General features: G+C 38.1%; 31 protein-coding genes. 8 read left to right on the forward strand and 23 right to left on the reverse strand.

The window, feature by feature from the left end:
* Positions 1-253 precede the first annotated feature (253 nt).
* Complete coding sequence (locus tag AO843_RS17355; RefSeq protein WP_054612346.1) at positions 254-862, forward strand: copper amine oxidase N-terminal domain-containing protein; 609 nt, start codon at positions 254-256, stop codon at positions 860-862.
* 42 nt (positions 863-904) lie between these two features.
* On the opposite strand, the gene AO843_RS17360 is transcribed toward AO843_RS17355, so the two are convergent.
* Both AO843_RS17360 and AO843_RS17365 read right to left on the reverse strand, forming a co-directional pair.
* The gene (locus AO843_RS17360; RefSeq protein WP_054612347.1) at positions 905-1189 is read right to left on the reverse strand and encodes a hypothetical protein; all 285 of its coding nucleotides are present in this window, start codon (positions 1187-1189) and stop codon (positions 905-907) included.
* Between the two features lie 117 nt (positions 1190-1306).
* Positions 1307-2086 carry an N-acetylmuramoyl-L-alanine amidase gene (locus AO843_RS17365; protein ID WP_054612348.1) on the reverse strand — a complete coding sequence of 260 codons (780 nt, stop codon included), beginning with the start codon at positions 2084-2086 and terminating at the stop codon, positions 1307-1309.
* Between the two features lie 393 nt (positions 2087-2479).
* On the opposite strand from AO843_RS17365, the gene AO843_RS17370 reads away from it, so the two are divergent.
* On the forward strand, positions 2480-3388 hold the full coding sequence (locus tag AO843_RS17370) for an aminoglycoside phosphotransferase family protein (RefSeq protein ID WP_054612349.1): 909 nt from the start codon (positions 2480-2482) through the stop codon (positions 3386-3388).
* Positions 3389-3392: 4 nt separating this feature from the next.
* On the opposite strand, the gene AO843_RS17375 is transcribed toward AO843_RS17370, so the two are convergent.
* The 5 genes from AO843_RS17375 to AO843_RS17395 form a co-directional block, all read right to left on the reverse strand.
* On the reverse strand, positions 3393-4211 hold the full coding sequence (locus tag AO843_RS17375; protein WP_054612350.1) for a DnaD domain protein: 819 nt from the start codon (positions 4209-4211) through the stop codon (positions 3393-3395).
* Between the two features lie 312 nt (positions 4212-4523).
* Complete coding sequence (locus AO843_RS17380; RefSeq protein ID WP_054612351.1) at positions 4524-4943, reverse strand: hypothetical protein; 420 nt, start codon at positions 4941-4943, stop codon at positions 4524-4526.
* 105 nt (positions 4944-5048) lie between these two features.
* Positions 5049-5357 carry a hypothetical protein gene (locus AO843_RS17385; protein ID WP_054612352.1) on the reverse strand — a complete coding sequence of 103 codons (309 nt, stop codon included), beginning with the start codon at positions 5355-5357 and terminating at the stop codon, positions 5049-5051.
* A gap of 103 nt (positions 5358-5460) precedes the next feature.
* Positions 5461-5670, reverse strand: coding sequence for a hypothetical protein (locus AO843_RS17390; RefSeq protein WP_231630190.1), 210 nt, complete (start codon positions 5668-5670; stop codon positions 5461-5463).
* Positions 5671-5756: 86 nt separating this feature from the next.
* The gene (locus AO843_RS17395) at positions 5757-6071 is read right to left on the reverse strand and encodes a DUF5316 domain-containing protein (protein ID WP_054612354.1); all 315 of its coding nucleotides are present in this window, start codon (positions 6069-6071) and stop codon (positions 5757-5759) included.
* A 217-nt stretch (positions 6072-6288) separates the two neighbouring features.
* On the opposite strand from AO843_RS17395, the gene AO843_RS17400 reads away from it, so the two are divergent.
* Both AO843_RS17400 and AO843_RS17405 read left to right on the forward strand, forming a co-directional pair.
* Complete coding sequence (locus tag AO843_RS17400; RefSeq protein ID WP_054612355.1) at positions 6289-7005, forward strand: hypothetical protein; 717 nt, start codon at positions 6289-6291, stop codon at positions 7003-7005.
* A gap of 114 nt (positions 7006-7119) precedes the next feature.
* On the forward strand, positions 7120-7296 hold the full coding sequence (locus tag AO843_RS17405) for a hypothetical protein (protein WP_054612356.1): 177 nt from the start codon (positions 7120-7122) through the stop codon (positions 7294-7296).
* A 175-nt stretch (positions 7297-7471) separates the two neighbouring features.
* Here the strand turns inward: AO843_RS17405 and AO843_RS17410 are convergent, their stop codons facing one another.
* The 4 genes from AO843_RS17410 to AO843_RS17425 form a co-directional block, all read right to left on the reverse strand.
* Complete coding sequence (locus AO843_RS17410; RefSeq protein WP_054612357.1) at positions 7472-8356, reverse strand: AraC family transcriptional regulator; 885 nt, start codon at positions 8354-8356, stop codon at positions 7472-7474.
* 368 nt (positions 8357-8724) lie between these two features.
* The gene (locus tag AO843_RS17415) at positions 8725-9282 is read right to left on the reverse strand and encodes an isochorismatase family protein (RefSeq protein ID WP_054612358.1); all 558 of its coding nucleotides are present in this window, start codon (positions 9280-9282) and stop codon (positions 8725-8727) included.
* Between the two features lie 60 nt (positions 9283-9342).
* A complete protein-coding gene (locus AO843_RS17420) occupies positions 9343-9981 on the reverse strand; it encodes an O-methyltransferase (RefSeq protein WP_054612359.1) in 639 nt (212 codons plus the stop codon).
* Positions 9965-10309: a hypothetical protein gene (locus AO843_RS17425; RefSeq protein WP_054612360.1), complete on the reverse strand. Its 345-nt coding sequence runs from the start codon at positions 10307-10309 to the stop codon at positions 9965-9967. Before AO843_RS17425 ends, AO843_RS17420 begins: the two co-directional genes overlap by 17 nt.
* A gap of 148 nt (positions 10310-10457) precedes the next feature.
* Between AO843_RS17425 and AO843_RS17430 the strand changes: the two genes are divergently transcribed.
* On the forward strand, positions 10458-10658 hold the full coding sequence (locus AO843_RS17430) for a hypothetical protein (RefSeq protein ID WP_054612361.1): 201 nt from the start codon (positions 10458-10460) through the stop codon (positions 10656-10658).
* Between the two features lie 177 nt (positions 10659-10835).
* Here the strand turns inward: AO843_RS17430 and AO843_RS24895 are convergent, their stop codons facing one another.
* The 4 genes from AO843_RS24895 to AO843_RS17440 all read right to left on the reverse strand — a co-directional run bounded on the left by AO843_RS24895 (position 10836) and on the right by AO843_RS17440 (position 12416).
* The gene (locus AO843_RS24895; protein ID WP_197278950.1) at positions 10836-10991 is read right to left on the reverse strand and encodes a hypothetical protein; all 156 of its coding nucleotides are present in this window, start codon (positions 10989-10991) and stop codon (positions 10836-10838) included.
* A 182-nt stretch (positions 10992-11173) separates the two neighbouring features.
* Entirely contained in the window at positions 11174-11317 is a 144-nt protein-coding gene (locus tag AO843_RS24595; RefSeq protein WP_231630191.1) for a hypothetical protein, read from the reverse strand.
* 13 nt (positions 11318-11330) lie between these two features.
* A complete protein-coding gene (locus AO843_RS17435; RefSeq protein WP_054612362.1) occupies positions 11331-11951 on the reverse strand; it encodes an NAD(P)-dependent oxidoreductase in 621 nt (206 codons plus the stop codon).
* A 78-nt stretch (positions 11952-12029) separates the two neighbouring features.
* A complete protein-coding gene (locus AO843_RS17440; RefSeq protein ID WP_054612363.1) occupies positions 12030-12416 on the reverse strand; it encodes a hypothetical protein in 387 nt (128 codons plus the stop codon).
* A gap of 202 nt (positions 12417-12618) precedes the next feature.
* On the opposite strand from AO843_RS17440, the gene AO843_RS17445 reads away from it, so the two are divergent.
* Positions 12619-13020 (forward strand): hypothetical protein, encoded by a 402-nt coding sequence (locus tag AO843_RS17445; protein ID WP_054612364.1) that lies wholly within the window; start codon positions 12619-12621, stop codon positions 13018-13020.
* A gap of 78 nt (positions 13021-13098) precedes the next feature.
* On the opposite strand, the gene AO843_RS17450 is transcribed toward AO843_RS17445, so the two are convergent.
* Positions 13099-13398 carry a hypothetical protein gene (locus AO843_RS17450; RefSeq protein WP_054612365.1) on the reverse strand — a complete coding sequence of 100 codons (300 nt, stop codon included), beginning with the start codon at positions 13396-13398 and terminating at the stop codon, positions 13099-13101.
* Between the two features lie 164 nt (positions 13399-13562).
* On the reverse strand, positions 13563-13763 hold the full coding sequence (locus AO843_RS17455) for a hypothetical protein (RefSeq protein WP_054612366.1): 201 nt from the start codon (positions 13761-13763) through the stop codon (positions 13563-13565).
* A 74-nt stretch (positions 13764-13837) separates the two neighbouring features.
* Here AO843_RS17455 and AO843_RS17460 point away from each other — a divergent pair, with 74 nt between their 5' ends.
* Entirely contained in the window at positions 13838-14134 is a 297-nt protein-coding gene (locus AO843_RS17460) for a hypothetical protein (protein ID WP_054612367.1), read from the forward strand.
* A 6-nt stretch (positions 14135-14140) separates the two neighbouring features.
* On the opposite strand, the gene AO843_RS17465 is transcribed toward AO843_RS17460, so the two are convergent.
* From AO843_RS17465 to AO843_RS17475, 3 genes are read right to left on the reverse strand one after another with little or no spacing between them, the layout of a single operon-like run.
* Entirely contained in the window at positions 14141-14824 is a 684-nt protein-coding gene (locus tag AO843_RS17465) for a DUF1963 domain-containing protein (RefSeq protein WP_054612368.1), read from the reverse strand.
* A complete protein-coding gene (locus AO843_RS17470) occupies positions 14814-15389 on the reverse strand; it encodes a DNA-3-methyladenine glycosylase I (protein ID WP_054612369.1) in 576 nt (191 codons plus the stop codon). Before AO843_RS17470 ends, AO843_RS17465 begins: the two co-directional genes overlap by 11 nt.
* Before the next feature lie 24 nt (positions 15390-15413).
* Positions 15414-16010 carry a class I SAM-dependent methyltransferase gene (locus AO843_RS17475; RefSeq protein WP_054612370.1) on the reverse strand — a complete coding sequence of 199 codons (597 nt, stop codon included), beginning with the start codon at positions 16008-16010 and terminating at the stop codon, positions 15414-15416.
* 170 nt (positions 16011-16180) lie between these two features.
* Here AO843_RS17475 and aac(6') point away from each other — a divergent pair, with 170 nt between their 5' ends.
* Positions 16181-16615 carry an aminoglycoside 6'-N-acetyltransferase gene (gene aac(6') / locus AO843_RS17480; RefSeq protein ID WP_054612371.1) on the forward strand — a complete coding sequence of 145 codons (435 nt, stop codon included), beginning with the start codon at positions 16181-16183 and terminating at the stop codon, positions 16613-16615.
* Between the two features lie 68 nt (positions 16616-16683).
* On the opposite strand, the gene AO843_RS17485 is transcribed toward aac(6'), so the two are convergent.
* The 3 genes from AO843_RS17485 to AO843_RS17495 all read right to left on the reverse strand — a co-directional run bounded on the left by AO843_RS17485 (position 16684) and on the right by AO843_RS17495 (position 20072).
* Positions 16684-16875, reverse strand: a complete 192-nt coding sequence (locus AO843_RS17485) for a hypothetical protein (protein WP_054612372.1) — start codon at positions 16873-16875, stop codon at positions 16684-16686.
* Positions 16876-17325: 450 nt separating this feature from the next.
* Positions 17326-18885 carry a right-handed parallel beta-helix repeat-containing protein gene (locus AO843_RS17490; protein ID WP_054612373.1) on the reverse strand — a complete coding sequence of 520 codons (1560 nt, stop codon included), beginning with the start codon at positions 18883-18885 and terminating at the stop codon, positions 17326-17328.
* Between the two features lie 233 nt (positions 18886-19118).
* Positions 19119-20072, reverse strand: coding sequence for an LPXTG cell wall anchor domain-containing protein (locus AO843_RS17495; protein WP_054612374.1), 954 nt, complete (start codon positions 20070-20072; stop codon positions 19119-19121).
* Positions 20073-20112: the final 40 nt, after the last annotated feature.

The raw sequence follows: 20112 nt of genomic DNA on the forward strand, positions 1-20112 counted from the left end.
ATAAATTGTTCATTAAAACGTTGGTTAAACACTCCTGAATCTATACTTGAAGCGATTTTTTTCTTTTGACACTTCAAGTATAGACCATACAAGTTCGGAATTCGGCACTAACCAGTTTCTCTGTTAGTGCCTTTTATATTTCAAGAAGATTTACTGTATACGTTTCTTTTACTACTAATTTACTATAAAAATATATCATATTTCATTTTTTAATAGTATAATAATTACATATTTTGATAATAGGAGGATATACATGAAAAAATTGGTCTTATCTTTAGCGATGCTTACATTATTTTTCGCTACTACTTCTATTGCTGATGCGCATCCAGGGCGTTTAGATAGCAATGGTGGTCATAATTGTTCGGAGAAATCAAAGGCAAAAGGTCTTTGTACAGGCTACCATTATCATAATGGTAATGGCAGCAATCAAGGTGGTGGTTCCACAGGTGGTCAAAGCCACTATACACAGACACCTAAAGCCATACAAGCACCCGCATTGACTAAAGTAGCAGTCTATTTAAATAATGTGAAACAAAGTTATACGCCAAGCGCATATATGAAAAATGGCACAACCTTAGTACCGATGAAAGCAATTTTTGAGGCACTTGGTGCAACGGTTTCCTATGATAGTGCCACTAAAAAAGTAACTGCGACGAAGGACAGTAAAAAAATAGTCATTGGCGTTGGCAACAAAACGGCATATGTTGATGCAAATGGGACGACATCTACAATTGCTCTTAGCCACCCTGCTGAAATTTATCAAGGAACGACAATGGTGCCTTTACGTTTTGTTAGTCAGGCACTTGGCGCGGATGTAACATTTGATGAAGCCGCATTAACTGTCTATATTACAATGAAATAATGAACAAGCAAAAAGCAGCTTCCCTTTAAGGATGCTGCTTTTTTAGTGTTGTTTTAACTCGAACTGATATCTTTTATTAATTTTATTAGCAATTTTCTCTAAAAATGTAGCAACTGTCATATTTTCAACTTCATTTGTATACCATGCCAGTTTGGCTCCATAATTTTTCTTATTATAATTTACTTCTAATGGCCAGAAATTTTTAGTCTTATAGGTATAATCAAATTTTACATATAATTGTTTTCCCTCTGGGCACTCCATGACCACGTTATATAATGGATTTTTTCTTTCTTGCTCAAATTTCACTTTTCTTATTTTAGTTAAAATCTTGACCCCCGCCCCTCTTTTATTCGTTTCGACAAAGTTCTTTAAGATCTTGATTAAAAGAAAAAGGATAAAGCACGCTATTCCAACGAACTTTATCCTTCTACTATTATAGCATAATTAATTTTTTTCGACAAATTTATCGTAATAACGTTTGAGCATTGTAGCCATTTGCTCTCGTGTGAGAACACCTGACGGATTCATATTCTTACTGCCATCTCCTCGGATAATACCTTCCTTAACGGCCCATGCCCATGCTTCTTTATGAGATGCGCCTACTTCTTTGTCGGATTGTAAATTAGCTTTAGCGGCTAATAAGGTTTTTAAAACTTCTATTTCCTGTTTCAGCTCATTATATTGTGACATTGTTAATTCCTCCTCAAGGCCATTTTTTATGTCTTGTTGGAACTGTGCTTCGGTAATGCCCATACTCATTAAATAGGCAAAAGGATCTTTGTGTGTGGTGCCGCCCAAATTATCGGCTATCCACCGATGGGATTTGATGCCGTTGCCGATACCATCTAAAACAGTAGAAATACCTGCTTCTATGGCCATTTTACGCAATAACCAAATATAAGCCGCATAATCCTTTTTAAATTGTTCCTTATCGGAAGTCCGTGCTAACTCTACTTGGGCATAGCTATACGGATTCCCATTTGGACCACAACCATATTGGACACGATTAACAGGTGCTATTTGTACAATCCGTCCACCTCCTCCTACCCAGTGAGAAACGAAGGCATTGGCTTTATTTTTATTCATATAGGCAATTTCATTTTCTAATGCGTTTGGACCTGTGTTGGTGCTGTTACCTGATTCATGTGCGACCACGTATTTTATGGCAATGAGTGGCTGATTAGGTAAACCTGACATCATCTGTTTTTCAATAACATAACTCATTATGCACCATCCTTTCCTATCATTTTTTTGCGAATGACAGCCATGTTATTCATGATTAGTTGTGTCAATTGTAAGGGAGAATCAACTTTCTATCTGGGGCATTTTATCTTGCTGACATGGTTGTACTGACGGGGCTGAATGGATTATTGCTCTATGTCACCTCTCTTTCCGTTAAACAAGTAAAGCTACTGATAGTGAATGTTTTTGAGAGTATGACATTCACTTATACTTAGTAAATGCAAGTTAACAAGTGATTTCTAGTTAGTTGTGCTCACATTTGCTATTTTTATAGATGAAGGAATGACCACTTCTCTCCAATTCAGGCACATTGACAAAGCATGGCTCCTTATAGTATTTTTGTATCTTCTAAACGATTGAAAGTGAGGAAAAAAAGTGATTGGAGAAGACGTCATCAGCCGATTAGCTTGTTTACACGGTTATACTGCTATCCAAAAAGTCGACAAAGGTTTTTCACCTGATGCCAAATATATCGTAACAGTTGATGACACACCCTATTTTGTACGACTATCAGATCTAGCACATCATGACAAAAGACTGCAAGAATTTACTTTACTGCAAGAGTTAAGCCTACAGGGTGTTCAAACACATCAAGCTATTGATTATAGGGTCCTCCGTGACGATAATCTTTCAGCGATGGTAGTAAGCTTTTTAATAGGCACTCCCGCTGACGAGGTCATCCAGCAACTTTCGGACACTGAACAATTTCATCTCGGATTGGCTGCTGGAAAAGAATTAAGAAAAATTCATCAAGTGTTACCACCACAAACAGTACATTGGGAAGCGTTTCAAAAAAGGAAATTCACCAATTATTTACAAGCCTATCAACAGGATTCTTATCAAATTCCGCAAGAAGCTAAGTTATTAAGCTTTATTGAGGAACAATGGAAGCTATTAAAGCAACGCCCTATCACTCTTCTTCACGATGATTACCACCTTGGTCACATCATTTGCCACCATAATACTTTCAATGGGGTTATAGATTTCAATGGCTATGATGTGGGTGATCCCTATCATGACTTTTATAACTTGGCCTTGTTTAGTAGACGGCATAGTATCCCCTATTGTATCGGGCAAATAGATGGGTATTTCGCGCATCCTCCTGACGATCTATTTTGGCGTCTTTATGCCTTGTATGCCGCGATGAATGTCATTTCAACCATTGCTTGGACACGCCAATATGATCCCCAATCCTTTGACGATGCTTTAGCAAGAATTCATTTGATTTTACAGGATCATGACTACTTTTCATTGACGAAGCCTTTATGGTATTCCGACAAATAGGCCTTTAAATACTTTCAAGCAGTGCTAATATTTTTTGGCGTTCCTCTTCAAAATTAATGGTTGGCTGCTGTTCAAAGGGCCGTTCCTCTTCATGACGATGATGAAACCACTTTGGAATAATCTCTTGACGTCTACTTGCTAGACTTTGCGTCACTTTTTGCTTCTGAGCTTTAAAATGCAATTGATCTGACGCAATATCTGCCATGTTCTTTAGCTTTTTACGGTGCCAATTGAGCAAAATTTTTTCGACATACCGCCAGCGTAGCACATTGTGTTCCACAGCTAGCTTCATCGCATGGAGCACCATTTCCTCCGAAAAGATGCCGAGCCAGGAACGGATTTTTGCAGTAATATAGGCTGATTGTGAGCCAAAGCCTTGTTGTTCGTAAAAGTGATAGGCCGTAAGTGGCTTATTATCATCATCTCTATTTTTTAGTAATTGGTTATTTAGTAATTGATTATTTAGTAGTGTGGGCTTTTCCGTTTGTGGTGTTGCCGTTGACGGAAAACCCGTTGACGGCAGGACAGCACGTTTTGAGGCTTCAAATACGAAAAACTCTACCTTACCGAATTTTCCATCCTTCGTTCTCTCCTGTACCTTTTGAAGATAGCCTGCCTGAATCAGCTCATCCACAACTTTTGAAGTCGCTTCTCGTCCACATTTACTACGTGTCGTTAAATCTGCGAGACAAAAATCCCAATCATCTGGTAATGACAACATATAGGCAAGTAGCCCCTTCGCTTTCCAGCTTAATTGATCATCATTTAAAAAGGCCTTGTCCAACACAACAAAATTTTCATGCTTCGTTACTCTATAGATCATTGCTACCCCTCTTTCCGTTAACCTCTATACTATTTATATACAAGTTAATGTGGTAAAAAGGGACAATTCTTTCTTCTTTTTTTAAAGAAATTTACTAAGATGTTCTGTAATCTAGAAAGAAGGACCATCTGAATAAACTTTTAATACCTTTCCCTTTGCACATAATTGCGATAGCTGGTGTATTAAAACGTTCATTTTTATGCAGAAAATCCTAGCGATATTTTTAGCATGTTAGAAAAAGGAACGAAAAAAGACACCTACCATTTAGTAAGTGCCTCTGCTATAAGACAAACAATTTCAAGTTTGCCTAGTTTATTCATATAGTTCTTTATAAATAATAACTTTTAATGCAGCTATTTCTTCATCTGATAATTTTCCTTCTACCGTTTGTAAGGCCTCTTCCTTTGTCATCGAGCCGTCTTGTAATTTCACACGAATATCGTTTAGCTCTGTAATGCCTACTTTTTGAATGACTACCTTGGTAGCGTCTTCTTTCGTTGTAAACGGTAATGTACTGCTATCCACTGTTTTCGCTTCTTCCATATAGGCTTTTAACTCGGGGTCGTTTTCAATCGTATTTTTTATTTCTTCCATTTGTCCACTATTCTCTAATTCTGTCGATAGCGTATCTACAATTTTTTCGGAAGCAAATTTCGTGCCAAAATGTAATACACCATATCCAACGATACCAATGAAAATAATAAAAACAACGAGCCATTTAATGAATCTCAAATAGTTTCACTCCTTTATCCACGTTCATCATACTATAAGTAGTGGGTCATTGAGAAACAATTCTCCCTAGAAATTATGTAAAAAAACCCCATCCATTGATGAGGTTTATTTGACGTATTTCAAATGCTTGTGAACAAATTCTACAATATACAGGACTTCTTCATCAGTCATACTTAAAAGATTACAAACACGCTGCAGTCTTGCTGGTGAAGTTAATTGTTGGCGCACTTGATGGATATACATGTATTTGCATTTACGGGGATTGACCTTATCCCGTATTTGCTTGTATCGAAGGTATGCATAGCGAGCAAAGGCATTGAGCATCTCCCGCTCCTGCTGATCCCGTTCTTTCTTTTGGGCAGCTTCATCAATTATGTCCGTTTCAAATGTCCGTGTGCCATCTGTTAATTGCATAGTACCACCTCTCTATTGCAAATGTACTCATAACTATTAAATGCAACAAAAAAAGCCACACCTAGGGTAGATGTGACACGTTTTTTGATTATATATGTAACGATTATTGAGAGCGCTTTCTTCTTTGATCTCTTTTCTTCAACATATAGCGAGTAATCCCAAGTGTGATAACAATTTCATTTATTAATATGAATTGAAATCCGCTGCTATTTGTATTTCGCCAATCATAGATGCCCCAAATAATTAGTGTTAAGAGCACAACAGCAAGTGTATATCTAGAAGCTTCTGGATAATAATCTTTTTCTTCATCCATGGTAGGCAACATCCTTTCGATTGAGTTAGAGTGCACCCAAAATGTGACGGATTGAATGGGTAAACTGACAGATAGACCTATTATTGTCACCGAAAGAGCGAATCAGGCGCAGTGCTTAACATATAATACGCAAAAATTGCCACAATAATATTTGGTAATGCTAGCAATAAAGCGTTGTTCATTATATGATTGCGTTCGTTTCTATCTTCTTTCGTTTCCGATGCGAAATTGGCACGCATTCTATCCCCACTCGCCATTGCACCAGACATTAACAAAGCAGAGATGATGAATAATCCTCCTAGCATCCCAGAAAGCAAATGTGCTTTTTCTGTACCCCATATTAGGATTGAAAGGACAACACCAAGAATTGACAAAATGGTTCCATAGCCGACATATTTCATTTTATCCCCCCTTACTCTAGTATACAGTTAACAGCTCCATTTCGTTTCAATAATACCAAAATTTTCATATACATTTTTCTAAAGATTAACTAAAATAAGTAGAGGAAAGCTACGTGAATGGAATATCATTTGTAAATTGGAATGAACATTTCGTAACATTCATTATGGTTATTTACTAAATAAGTTTTGCAAAAAACAAGAAAGGTGCAGATCAAGATTGAAAAAAGAAATTGGTGCGATGCTATTGTTGAGTGCGGTTATATTTACAGGATGCAACCCAGATCCTAGTGAGGATCACACACAAGAACAAGTTTCGAATGAAACCTCCCATCCAACACAAGAGGATGCAACTTTAATTGGCACTTCAGAAAATAAAGAAATAAAACTATATAAGGTAGCAAATGGCGTGAAACTGGATTTTAATGGTAAAGATAAAAAATTTAATTGGTACAACCCTGGTGATACTGGAACCGATCCACAAGTGTTTTATATAGATATTACGGAAGATGGCGATGAGGAAGCTGTCATTATCATTCAAACTGGCAGAGGAACTGAGCTAGATAATTATGATATTCATGTAGTAGATAAGGATTTACAAGAAATAAAGGTTCCTAATTATGAAGACATTGTTGCACACCATATTGAGTCAAAAATTATGAAAAAGGATGATGGTACATTAAGTATTTCCGGTAAAGCACTGGGCAAGGAATTTCACTTTGAGTATGATGTCGATCCAGAACTAGAATTACAGCAGAATGAACTAGGCTTTGGTGGGATAACTATTTACTATTTAGAAAATCAAAAGATAAAATTGACGCTTGCGGCTAGCGTATTCCCTATGTATGTAGCTGATTTCCATATTACATATAAATTTGATCCTACCAAGAAAGAATTTATTGTAGCTCAAATAGAAGTACGACCTATTCAAGAATAAATAGTGTACGAATATGTTCACCCTACTATTTATTCGTATAGGATGAGCTCCAAAGGTTCATAGTAAGTATGGTGTGAAACTCATACCGAATCATACGACGGAGGGATCAATTTTATGAATAATATTCGTGAAGGTTTAATCCCAACTATTCTCGGGTCGGCTGTCACAGCGGCAGGATATGCCATGAAGCAAAAGCATGGTTCAAATAAAATGGTAGCCAATACCATTTTCGGCTTTGGTTTAGCTCACATTGTGTTAGGAGCTATTGACCTGGTAGAGCATCGTCGATAAGAAGAGAAGGGCACTAAATAGTGCTCTTCTTTTTAATTTTCCACACAATGATAACATCGTCATAGAAATGGAATGAAGGAGAGTTATAGAATGGGCCCGTAGCGGGAGATGTAATCTTATTAATGCCAGATCAGCAGGTGCCAAATGGAACGAAAATACATGAATGAGCCTCGCATTATGCTAGAGGCTCATTTTTTTGAATAGGTATCCATATTTCACTTGTAAAGGTTGGTGAGGAGAAATCGGTGCTAGCATGGTGCACAATTTCAGGACCAGCTACTTGTTCATAGCCAGTTGACGGGAACCATTCAGCATAAATACGCCCCCATGTTTCCTGAAGTGTTTGTGGGAATGGGCCTACCACTTTAAAGACAGCCCACGTATTGGCAGGAACAGCGAGCAGCGAAAAATGCCCAGGATTGGTTCCTGTAGTAGCCACACCAATGTAATGATCAAGTTCCCCCTTCTGCTCCATTCTCCCCTCCGAAAAGTTGGTAGATGCTTGGATGATGCCCTTTGGTTCTACATTGGACAGCTTTTTAAGTTGCTCAATGTCTGCCCTTGTTAAGGATTGTGCCATTTCCACAATGTCCGGATTTTCTCCCTGAAAAACAATCGGTACTCTTTTCATCATACCTACGATGTGAAATGCTTCTTTTTGCTCGAGTCGGTAATTCATCTCATTTCCTCCTTGGATGGTAAGTTGGAAGGTCATCCGTGGGAAGGCTTTGAAAGTTTGACCACTTAGCCTCGCCTCAGAAGGTGTAATCCCATGCATGTGCTGAAAGGCTCTTGTAAAAGCGTCTGCTGAGCTATAGCCATACATTACTGCTATATCGAGAATTCGCATGGAGGCATTTGACAATTCAAGAGCAGCCAGTGTCAAACGCCTCTGACGAATGTATTCGGATAGCGAAATTCCTGCTAAAAATGAAAACATTCTTTTAAAATGATATTCAGAACAATAGGCTATTCTTGCCACTTCCTTCAGGTCAATATCGTTTGTCAAATTGGCTTCAATATAGCCAATCGCCTTATTTAATCTTGTTAATGAATCCACTTGAATAACCTCCCTTTCCACAACAATAACAGGAATAGAATCGTGTCATCCGACATTTCGTGCCCTATTTAGTCGCCTTTCAAAAAATAATCTATCGAACAGGCAGAAAACTAACTTTCGAAGCTACTTTCACATACATATACTAGTGTAAAGCTAATTTTAGCCTTACACCTCCTGACTTGATACTTAGGGTCACTGCTCACACAGTGGCCCTCATAGCTTATCATACATTTTTTAGTATTCTAGATTTGCCACCTATCTCATTTATTTAAAAAGCTCTATTATTGGGACAACCTCTTTGTATGTACTGTGGATTTACAAAATGAAACAGAAATGACCAAGAACCTGGGTTCTCGGTCATTTTTATGTTAGCGGTAGTTATGATGGGTAGGTGCAAATAAGGTTTCGTCTGAACGACGCACAAGCGAGAAATGGTCAACATTATAATGGCCATGTAATAAATCATTATGATGAGCGATCATCGCTTCTGGTGTGAGGTGCTCGGAACCGTTTGTGGAATGTCCATCCCCCACAACTGTGACATCGAAGCCGTGAACAGTGGCAGTTCTCACTGCTGTATCCACACAGTGCTCTGTTTTACAGCCCATCATCACCAAATGCTGCACTTCATGTTCCCTTAAATAGTCAAGCAAACCTGTTTTGTAGAATGCATTGGTAGCGAGTTTATCAAAAAAGACAGCTGACGTTGGAACTTGGATTGTTTTATGTACCTGAAAGCCATCTCCTTCCCCACCAGCCACATCTTGATCACGAACAAAAATAATGGAGGCATTCGCTTCGATTGCCTTATTTATAACCTTATTGATGGTCTCTAGTAATGCATCTTTGCGATAAACTGCTTGCTCCTCCTGATTACCTTCTATCAGTTCTTGCTGTGCATCAATCACGACTAACGCTTGTTTCAAAAGCATCTCTCCCTTTTTGTTTTCTACCCATACTTTACCATAAAAGAGGACTCATTTTTATCATTTTTTTACTTTTGAAACAGTTATTCCATCTCCAATTGGCAAAAGGATGGACTCAAGTTGTGGGTGATTTGCCACCAGAACATTAAATTTCTTCATGATGGCCGTGTAACGTTTTGGTGTCGCTTCTGGGTCAGCAACACTGCCCGCTGCTAGCACATTATCCGTGACAATTAGAGCACCAGCATTCGCTAGCTCTATACAATACGCAAGATAATGTTCGTAATTATCCTTGTCTGCATCAATAAAGAAAAAATCAAAACGTTTTCCAGCAGCTACAAGCTTTTCAAGACTCTCTAGGGCAGGGCCAGTGAGATGTGTCACCTGTTCAATAAAACCTGCTTTGGCAAGATTTTGTGCAGCTAGCTGTGCATATTTTTCCTCTAACTCTAGTGAGGTTAATGTGCCCTCACCTTCAATTCCTCTTGCCAGACAGATGCCACTATACCCACCTAATGCTCCGATTTCTAAAATATCCTTAGCCCCCGCAATCGACACAAGCATCGTCAAGAGCTTTCCTGAGGATGGGGAAACAGAAATAGCTGGCATGCCCTGATCCATAATGGAGGATATGACACCCTCTAGAATCGGATCTTGCTGTGAAAATACCGTATCAATATAGTTATTTATGATTTTCATGTCCGTTGCCTCCCTCTTCCGTCTGTGAATTGTCTTCTGTTTCTATTGTTTCACTTTCATGAATGTCAAAAAGCTGGCTAAATTCTTGAATAACCATATCAATAGCCTTTAATTCACCTACTAAAATTTGCTGAATGGATTGAAATTCGGGCTGCTCTAATTGCTGTTTAATCGTTGCACGCTTAATAGTCAATGATTCTAAAAAGGCAATCGCCTTACCTCTTCGGAACGTTTTCGCTCCACGCGGTGACGCACCCTCCATTCCTCTATGACGCCCGCCACGATGATGTCCTTCTCTCTTATGTTCTCTAAAACCTGAATCTCTCATTAATTAGACACTCCTTCTGTATACAAATGTATACTTAAATTTAAAGTAATTGTATACAAACGTATACAACATGTCAACGAACATATTATTTTCATCACTCAACATATACTAGTGATAGGAATTATTTTTTGAAATGGAGGTACGTGTATTGAAAAGGGTCGTAAAATATGTTTTGGCGATCGGCACTTTATTCATTCTGTCAGGCATATTTTTAATTGGTGCACAATCCCACTATAATCAGAAGGAAATTAAAATTGCGAGTAAACTTTGTCTTGAAAATGGTGGACAGCCTAAAATCATACGCGATTATTTGGCTCTCAACTATTCCTTTTCATGTCAAAAAGATTGAGGTTGTACATAAGATAGATAGTCACGTCATTTTATCTATCATTCGGACAAATGGCTAGCTGACAAATCTATTTCCACATATGTATAGTAATGTGAAGCAAATCTAGCCTTCCCAGAAACGCTCCTTTTTTGAGGCCACTTCCCCATTGAAGTGGCCTTTTTGATAAAAAAAAAGACGTCAGATAGACGCCTTTAATGTTTGATCGATATCCTCTATCAACCTATCCACTTGTTCCTTTGTTATCTTAATGACATATAACTCTGTCTTTTCGATTCCATCTTGATTTGTTAGGTGTTTAGGATATTGACAGTTGTTTGATATCTCTTTGTCCATACAATCACCTCTTTAATGATATATATTCGACATAAAGTATAGCAAACCTTCAATAAAAAGGAAAATATCCATATACTTTCTCACCCACAGAAAGATAAGTATCCGCTATTCTCATTAAAACCCTGTTAATAGTGGAAATATTTAGCTACCATTGCTATTGCTTATCAAATTTCGCAATTTTTTTAGATAGCCGACCCCAATAAACATAAGAATGTGCCATAAACATTTACCATAATATTTCTACCAAATGCATTCATTGTTGTACTGATCAAGGCAAGCCCAATAGTTATGATGAGCATGCCCATAATAGTGTGAATGATTTTCATTTTTAATCCCCTTTTAATAGGCGATTCCTACTCGCATCTTCATGAATTCCTCACTAAAGATTTGTTTATAGGCAAAGTCGGCTGTATCGCCTACTGATATTCGAGCGCCTCCCTCTGGCAAAAAGTTACGTTCCACTCGATAAGTTCCTGTAAATGCGCCATCCGGTAAATAGGTTGGACAAACAATTGTCCAATCAACGTTGGATACCTGTAATTGTTCAAACAAACGCTGATGCTCCTGTGCGGCAAAAGTAGATTTTTGTTTGGATTCAGTCGATTGATAACGAAGAATCGTTGGTGTCACACGACTTTGTAAAATACCCGCTGTCCCAATTGTAATAATTCTTTTAATCTTTTGTTGCTCCATAGCCTCAAGTATGAACGAAATACTAGTTGATAGTGTGTCATTACCATCTGTATTTAACGCACTCACTACTACATCCACATTGACCATAGCCTGCTCGAGATCTTTTTTGTTTAAGACATTTCCTTGAAAGATATGTAAATGCTTATTGTCTAGCTGTAATTTAAGGGGATCACGGACGAATGTCGTCACTTCGTGATGATCTTTTAACGCCATCTCAACAATTTGACTTCCCACACGACCTGTAGCACCCAAAACTAAAATTTTCATAGATCTCACCTCCCTTTACATTATAGCATGCACCATATATGTAAAAGAGACACATAAAATATGTGTCCCCCGCTTACCTTATTTTGCTTCTAGTAGCTCAACATTCACAATAAATGCATCCATTTTATTTTCTTTGGCTAACTCATCGATAATGGTTTGAATCTCACTTTCTGTGCTTTTTTCAATTTCCTTACCATTGTGTAACTGAATGGTGATGACTTGATGGTTTGGAGAATCTACTAAATAGCCAATCGTACTGTCTGGGGAATATCCAGCCTGCCGTATAGCTTGTATGACCTTCTGTGTAAAATTAGTCGCTTGTAATTTTTCACTCAACTCTTCCGCATAGGTTGGCGCATTAGAAAAACTTACGGGTATGGGTGAAGCTTGCTTTTGGACAATCAGCCATGCAATCACCACAATAACGCACATTAGTAGAAAGAAGCCTTGAAGTATTCCCTTCATTCACTCGCTCCATTTCACCATCATATTTACAGGCGGAAATCTACTATTTCAACCTTAAAAACTGTTATGTATGTATGGCTAAGTTTTCATTTTTCTATTTAAAGGGCAAATTACCAAGAAGTCTATTTGAAGCATTCATAGATTATAAGTGTAAGGGTTGCGCGACCAATACTAAAAAACTAACAATAAGGGAGATTAGAAAATGCAAGATTGTAGATTTAATCATTATATGAACTGGGGTCAACAAAAATACAAGTCGGAAGAATGCTGCGAAAAGAAATGTGAGCATAAATGTGATAAGTGCAAATGCGAACATAAGAAAGAGAAATGCCCTTGCAAAAAAGAAGAAAAATGCTATGAAGAAGACTACTGTTCCAAAAACAAATGTAAAGGCTGTATCTGCCATCAATTAAGATGCTTACCTGTTGGCACACTTGTAGACGTAGTATTAACGAGTGGTTTTAGCTTAGCTGACGTCTTTTTCATAAGTTTAGATCCTAAAACTTGCTGTGCAACATTCTTGGAAGTAACTCGTGGCGGTGCTTCTCAAATTATCTTAGATTGCCAACAAATTATTGTGATTAGAAGAGCCAATCCTGCCTAAAGATTGCTAAATCCGTTCAATTGACACCAACTAACTTTTTATCTTCTGCCAGGTTGTAGCCTGGCAGAATTTATATGCTTATTCATTGATAATCACTTTCACAATGGGCTCTAGTTTTCCTCTATAGACATCGCCCAAATAATCGACTTCCACTACGACTGCTCTCGGTTCAAAACGCTGGATACATTCAATTAAGCGCTTTGTGTTCATTTTCTTCATCCGGTGAAAGAGCTTACGAATATCAGATTTAATAGTCCATTCCCGTTGTGGGCAAGGTACCGTAAACGTCGATAAAATAAATGCTACATTTTGTAAAATACCTTCCACCCCTGTAGCTTTCCCATTCACATTACTTAAAGCTGTTACTTGATGTGTCATGCTATCAACCTTTCTTCTACGCTCATACAGATAAGTTTGTTCTCTTGAAAAAGAGCACTTTGTTATTTATGCTTGCTAGGCAATATTTATGAACGTTACTTTTGTTTGTACCCCATATTCTTTTGGTTTAAACAAATACTTAGTTGATAGGTATGCTTTAATACTTAACGAGTAACCGCATAATAGAGAACATATAACCAGCTAAAACAGCCGTGGATGATGGCCCATATGATGGAATGGTGGACACTCCATGAAATCGTAATCGCTAATACAGAACCAAAGCCAATGCCATTCTTGACGACCGTTTTATGCTCCATTTTTTTCACCTTCTTTGTTCTTTTCACCTCTCCACCTTGCCATCTCATCTTATTCCCCTCCTATGTGATCTTTGTTTATGCACCAACTAACAAGGGCATCCTAAGAGAAAGGATGTGATTTGATGAAAATAATCATATTGGTTGCCATCATTGTGATACCTAGCCTCATGGTCTATCTTCAGCAAAAAAGTGATAAAATGCGGCTTTTTTTCAATGCTTTGGGTGTCGTGTCCGCCATTCTTTTTGGCTATATTGCCGCTACTTCCATAATGCAGATTATTCTTGAGGATGCTGTCTTTATGACAACGATTCACGCCGTTTTCTTAAGTCCCACTTTTCTAATAACAGGCGCGTATTTAGGTTTATTTTTGATTCAGCGCATAATCGATAGCACCATAGGTCAAAGAGCAAAACCATAACGAGTCTTAATAAAAATCACAATAGACGCGCCATGTCTGTTCTGTTGGATTATAGAAGAAATAAAAATTGCCATTATCAACAATATTCAGTTGGGCCTTGGCATCTGAGGTAATTTGGAAGACAAATGGCGTATGTTCCCCAAAATCATAACCACTTTGACAATAGGTTGGGTAGCCACCAATTTTATGAAGCGGATAAAGGTCTTCTAAGATATCGTCAAAATAATCAAGTTCCTCTTCTTGCTCCAACCTTAATATTTCCTCTTCTATTTGTGCAGGAATGCCTCCCCCATCCCATACTGGGTAATCATTACTAATAAGCTCTGGTTGCAGTGGGAAGGCTCGTATATGGTCGTGCTGCCATTCCCGCTTGACTAAGTTTCCTAATGCCGTGTAGGTCCTTATTTCGAAAAAGGGGCTCAGATCATCCTCCATTAAATGATCCAAAATACTCTCATGGACAAATAGCGTTATCAATTGAAAAGGTTTTAGTGCTGTAGGTACATATGGCAAATTTTTCAAAAACAATGTAGCGAGCGGTTGAAAGCCAGAAGGTCGATGCTCCTCTGGTAAGGACCACCCCACAAAGCCAATCCAGCTTTCTAATAGTTCATGGGTTGGTCGAATGCCGCCAGTCTGAAAAATTGTAGCTTGCTTGGCTAGCTGAGCTTGAATATGTTTAATGGTCATGGGCAAGCTCCTGCTGTCGACAGCAGCAATCCGTTGTATGATCATTTACCATGCCGACTGCCTGCATAAATGAATAACAAATAGTACTGCCGACGAATTTAAAGCCGTCCTTCTTCAATTGCTTGCTCATGCGATCACTAATATCTGTAGTCACTGGTACCTCTGCAATAGATGCCCATTCATTGATCAGTGGTTGATGATCGACAAATCCCCAAATATATTCAGAGAACGAGCCATATTTTTCTTTTATTTGTAAAAAGGCTTTAGCATTTGTTACAACACTTGCTATTTTTAATTTATTGCGCACGATTCGTGTGTCTTGCTGTAATGCCAAAAGCTTGTCCTCTGTATAGTAGATAATCTTTTCAACATCGAAACGATCAAATGCCTCTCGATAGCCCTCACGCTTTTGTAAAATCGTCCACCAGCTAAGTCCTGCCTGTGCCCCCTCCAAACAAAGCATCTCAAATAGATGCTGATCATCATAGACGGGTACCCCCCATTCTTTGTCATGGTAATCTACATACAAAGGTTGGTCTAACTTGACCCAAGCACATCTTTTCATCGTAATACCTCCAATTTTTATGTATTATTTAATGGCTGTGATACATAGCCATCCTTTACTTGTTTTTTCACTTATATATACAGTTTGAAAACCGGTCTGTTCTAATAACTCCTTCATAGCTGCTGGTGTTTGATAAGTTTCCATATGATAATTCATTTTGTATAGCTCGGCAATGACAATAAATTTCCCACCGCTTTTCAATACCCTCCACACTTCCCCAACATCATGTTCCAATGAAGGCCAAAAATAATGGGTTTGAAAAGCTGTAATGGCATCAAAAAATTGGTCCTCATAAGGAATATGAGACACACTTGCCTCCCTGACAATAATACTGCCATCAGCGACATGGGCTCCATTCATTTTGATAGATTCCTTTATTGCCTGTGCAGAAATATCTATCCCATAAATTATACCACTGGGATTCAATTTCGATAAAATTTGGAGTGTTTTTCCCCCGCCACATCCTATGTCTAACACACGATCTCCATCATTGATGGCCCCTTGCCGAATAAACCACCTATTCATGCCACTATGAGCGATATTCATGATACGTAGCATCCATGAGCCAATCCATCCATTTGGTTTTTTTGCCTGTTCAATTAACGATTGTAATAATGACATATAGGTTCCCCTCTCTTCACAGCTGATGTGGATTTTTCACTTTTTTTACATGTATACCCACTATATAATAATAGAAAGCACATCAACTACCGAAGCTCTTATAAGTTTGTACGTGTAAAATAGATTTTTGTTTCATTTTTTACCAAATCAATATGAGGGAGGAATCTTTGATGATTCAACAAGCACAGCAACAGGATGCCCTAGCAGCAGCAACATTAGCTTTATTGCTCTGGCCCAATCATACTGTAGAAGAATTTTATGAAAACATGACACAACTACTTCAGGATGAAAGTGCCGCGATTTTCCTTGCCTATGATCGTGACAAAGCGATTGGCTTTGCCCAATGTCAGTTGCGAACAGATTATGTAGAAGGTACTCATTCCAGTCCAGTTGGTTATTTAGAAGGTTTATTCGTGATGCAAAGGTATCGACAGCAGGGCTTTGCTAGAGAGCTTGTGGCACATTGTGAACAGTGGGCCAAGACAATGGGCTGCTCAGAATTTGCAAGTGACTGTGAATGGGACAATAACGAAAGTCTACAAGTACATCTACAACTCGGGTTTACAGAAGCAAATCGTATCATTTGTTTTACAAAAAAAATATAAGAACACCAATAAAAAAATCACAAGTGTTTCGAATCGTTCACTTGTGATTTTTTGCATCTATATTTTATTTAATTTAAATATGTATTGTTAGAAATAGTTCGTTCGCGCTCATCGATAATTAAATGGATCAATAATGCCAGCTGTTGTTCTATTCGCATATTGTTCAGATGTAAGATATCAGCAATTACATTTTTTTGCTTCTCTGCTAATTCTATTTCCTCTAACATTAATAGAATTTCTTCTTTTGTCAGCCCAAACATCTTTTATCACCTCCATTCCTTTTTGTTATTGTAAAAAAATTACACACATTTCACAATTAACATATAATCATCTTGTGTTATGAATCATTTTTACTAATTATAGGCTAAATCATGGAAACTAATCAATCTATTATCCATTATTCCTTAATGTTTTTTTTACAACAATTTGAAACTTTATTATTTTCTTAATAACATTTACAGGGGTTAAACTGCTTTTTCACCCAAATATTTCGGAATATTGCAGAAATTGAAGAGAAGATGTCTATACCATTATAAAAATAATCAGTCATTTTGTCGAATTATAGTGTTTTTTTAGCTTATCATCTAAGCATTTTTTTGCCCAAATATATTACTTTACCCGTATAAGAAAAGTTGAAACCTACAGGATTCGAATCATAAAAAAAGTAATTTCAAAATTGAAACTACTTATCTTAGTTGTATAATCGGTTATTAAATTATTTTTTTAATATCATTTTTTTGCATTTCTATAGGCTTCTCATAATTTGTTCGAACGACCTCTATTTGTGACACTTTAGAAGTCGTGTCCTTATGCCATGTTGTTGTCTGAACATGTCTTTGAACAAACAATTGACTGTTTTCCTGTATCACTGCAGGAGCCTTAACTGCACTTAAATCTGTATCACGTATCTCTAATAAAGATTTATTGGACAATGCTAAAAAAGGTCGTGCCGCTTCGTCTACTTTACAATGCTCGATACGTCCCATCGACCGATCTGACCACATAATAGCATATGGACTATCCTGACAATCTTTGAAATAGCTGTTGGCTACCTCAAAAATAGCATCAATACAAGTTATCCCATTCCCTCTCATTTGTTCAAACGTACAATGCTGTGTAAATAAACGAGCATTGTTGATGTAAACATGATGGCTTTCCAGTTCTCGAATGTTTGTATGTTGAAGCATGATCTTGGCATGATCATTGCCATAAATGCCACCTGATTGCCCAAATTGAATGGTAGATTGGCGGAGCTGCAGCCCACTTGCATCCACAATGAAATGAAATTGCTGGTGGTTTTGAATTTGACATTGGGTCATGGAAACATCTGCTTCATCCACTATGGAAATACCAACGGCCATTCCATTACGTACGTGACATTTGCGAAACTCAGCCTTACTATTTTCTATTAACACTTGAGCTTTCACATGACGATTAAACTGACAATCATATAACTTAGCTTCTGTTTTTTCACCAAGATAAAGCCCGTGTCCTTGCCCATCTGAAAAAATAGAATCAGATAACATGCACTCACTACGATGCACGATCATATTGGTGTCATGATGATTCTTAATTTCACAGCCATCCATTCGTAAAACAGTACCGTCAAATAATTGAACCCCAACCCCTTGCCCTTGATGAATCAGGCAATTGGTCATCGCTAGCTCACTATTCGCCGCTACAATTTGTTCTTTATCATGACCATGAATTTCACAATCCTCCATCACCATCTTCACATGACGTATCGCGAAAATACCATGTTTCTTCCCTTCCAGCAGCAGACAATTGCTTAAAGTCATTTCACAGTTTTGCGCAATAATTTGAGCCTTCGCATGGCGCTCCAGCGTTGTATCAACGAGAATAACACTGGAACCATTCGCAACACGCAGACCAAAATGATTCAGTGGAGTAGCAAGGACAGCACAATTTTGCATCAGCAAACTACCATAGCTCACCATAATCTGTGTACGAATCAATTGCTCCTCGATAATACAATTTTCTAACTGTAAATCGCCTTTCACATAGAGTCCTTGCCCTTGGCGAAAACGTAAATTACGCATATCCACATGGGTTTGATAGCGAATAAAAACGCCACCTTTAATCGTTACATGACCAACCCCATACAATGTCAGTCGCTTTGAAATGTCCAAGCTCTCCTCATAAATGCCATCCCGAATTTCAATCATATCCCCAGGCGCAGCCTCTTCAATTGCCTGCCCAATGCTTTGATAACGATGCATAATACTTCTCTTCACTACAAGTGTTGCCATTTACACACTCCTCAGCCTAAAAATGATCATATCCTATTTATATACCGAACAGGCTTGTGGTTATTCAATTTTGTGTAAAATTACTGGATTATGCTGTGTTTAGAGGATGAAGATTGAAAATTTAATGACGGTTTGCAACCGTAAAGGAAAGCCACTATTTAAAATGCGTGCGGATCGTAAAAAACCAGCAATGATCGTATAACTAAGATCATTGCTGGTTCTTATCATCTCTATTATTTTTTTCGTTTTACAAAAACAAAGGCGAAAATAGCTGCGAGGACAACTAGGATGGCTATGATCCACACTGTGCTTGAGTTAGATGATGTCTTATCATCTGTAGCTGTTTTCTGCTCTTCTCTTGGTGTTGCATTCGATGACTGCACTTCTTTGGTGTCATCTGTAGCCACTTGCGCAGAACTGATTTGCACATATTGGAGTGTGGCCGCATTAGATGCTGGCGCATCATGGCTGTCTCCATGGCCTTCTTCATGCTCACCATGTCCTTCTTCTTGATCGCTATCATGACCATGATGGTGATTGCCTGCTGTCGTAAAAATAGAACGTTCTAGTTGTTGACCTACCCAGCTTTTTGCATCAGTTGAATCGGCAAAGATGCGAGGGTGTCCTGACAGCATATACGTTTCACCGTCAATGATGATTCCAGTTTCGTCACCTGTAACAACATCTTCAATCGTACCAGTTGGACCTTCAGAAAAGCCGCCCATTTGAGGAAGCATGTGGCCGCCCATGTCATAGGACAAGTGTTCCGTTAAGAAGGTAATATACTCTTCTTTCGTCATTGTTGCATCCGGGTTTTCTAATTCGAGTTTCTGATGAAAAAGTGCAGTATTAATTTCCTTGTACGTAATGTCTCCATCTAAGGAAGAAACGTAGTCCTCCTTTTGTGCTGCTTGAGCTAATTCATCTACTGTTGCTCCCTCAAGTCCAAAGAAGCCACCTACCCAGCTTGCAAAATCTTTGCGTGATAAGTTGTCAGTTGGGTTTAGGGCCATATCTTTGCCATTATACCCAAGAAGCCCAATACTATGTAACACCATAATGTCCTGAATATTTGAGGCTGTTTCAGGGACATCCGTAAACAGTGTACTTTTATCCATCGTATGGGCATAGGCAACAGGTGCCATGAATAAAGTACTCATTAGTAATAAAAGTAAATATTTTCTCAAAATGATTCCACCTTCCAATACAGAAGTATACAGGGTAAAT

The organism is Lysinibacillus sp. ZYM-1 (genome assembly GCF_001308875.1).
Classification (GTDB): domain Bacteria; phylum Bacillota; class Bacilli; order Bacillales_A; family Planococcaceae; genus Lysinibacillus.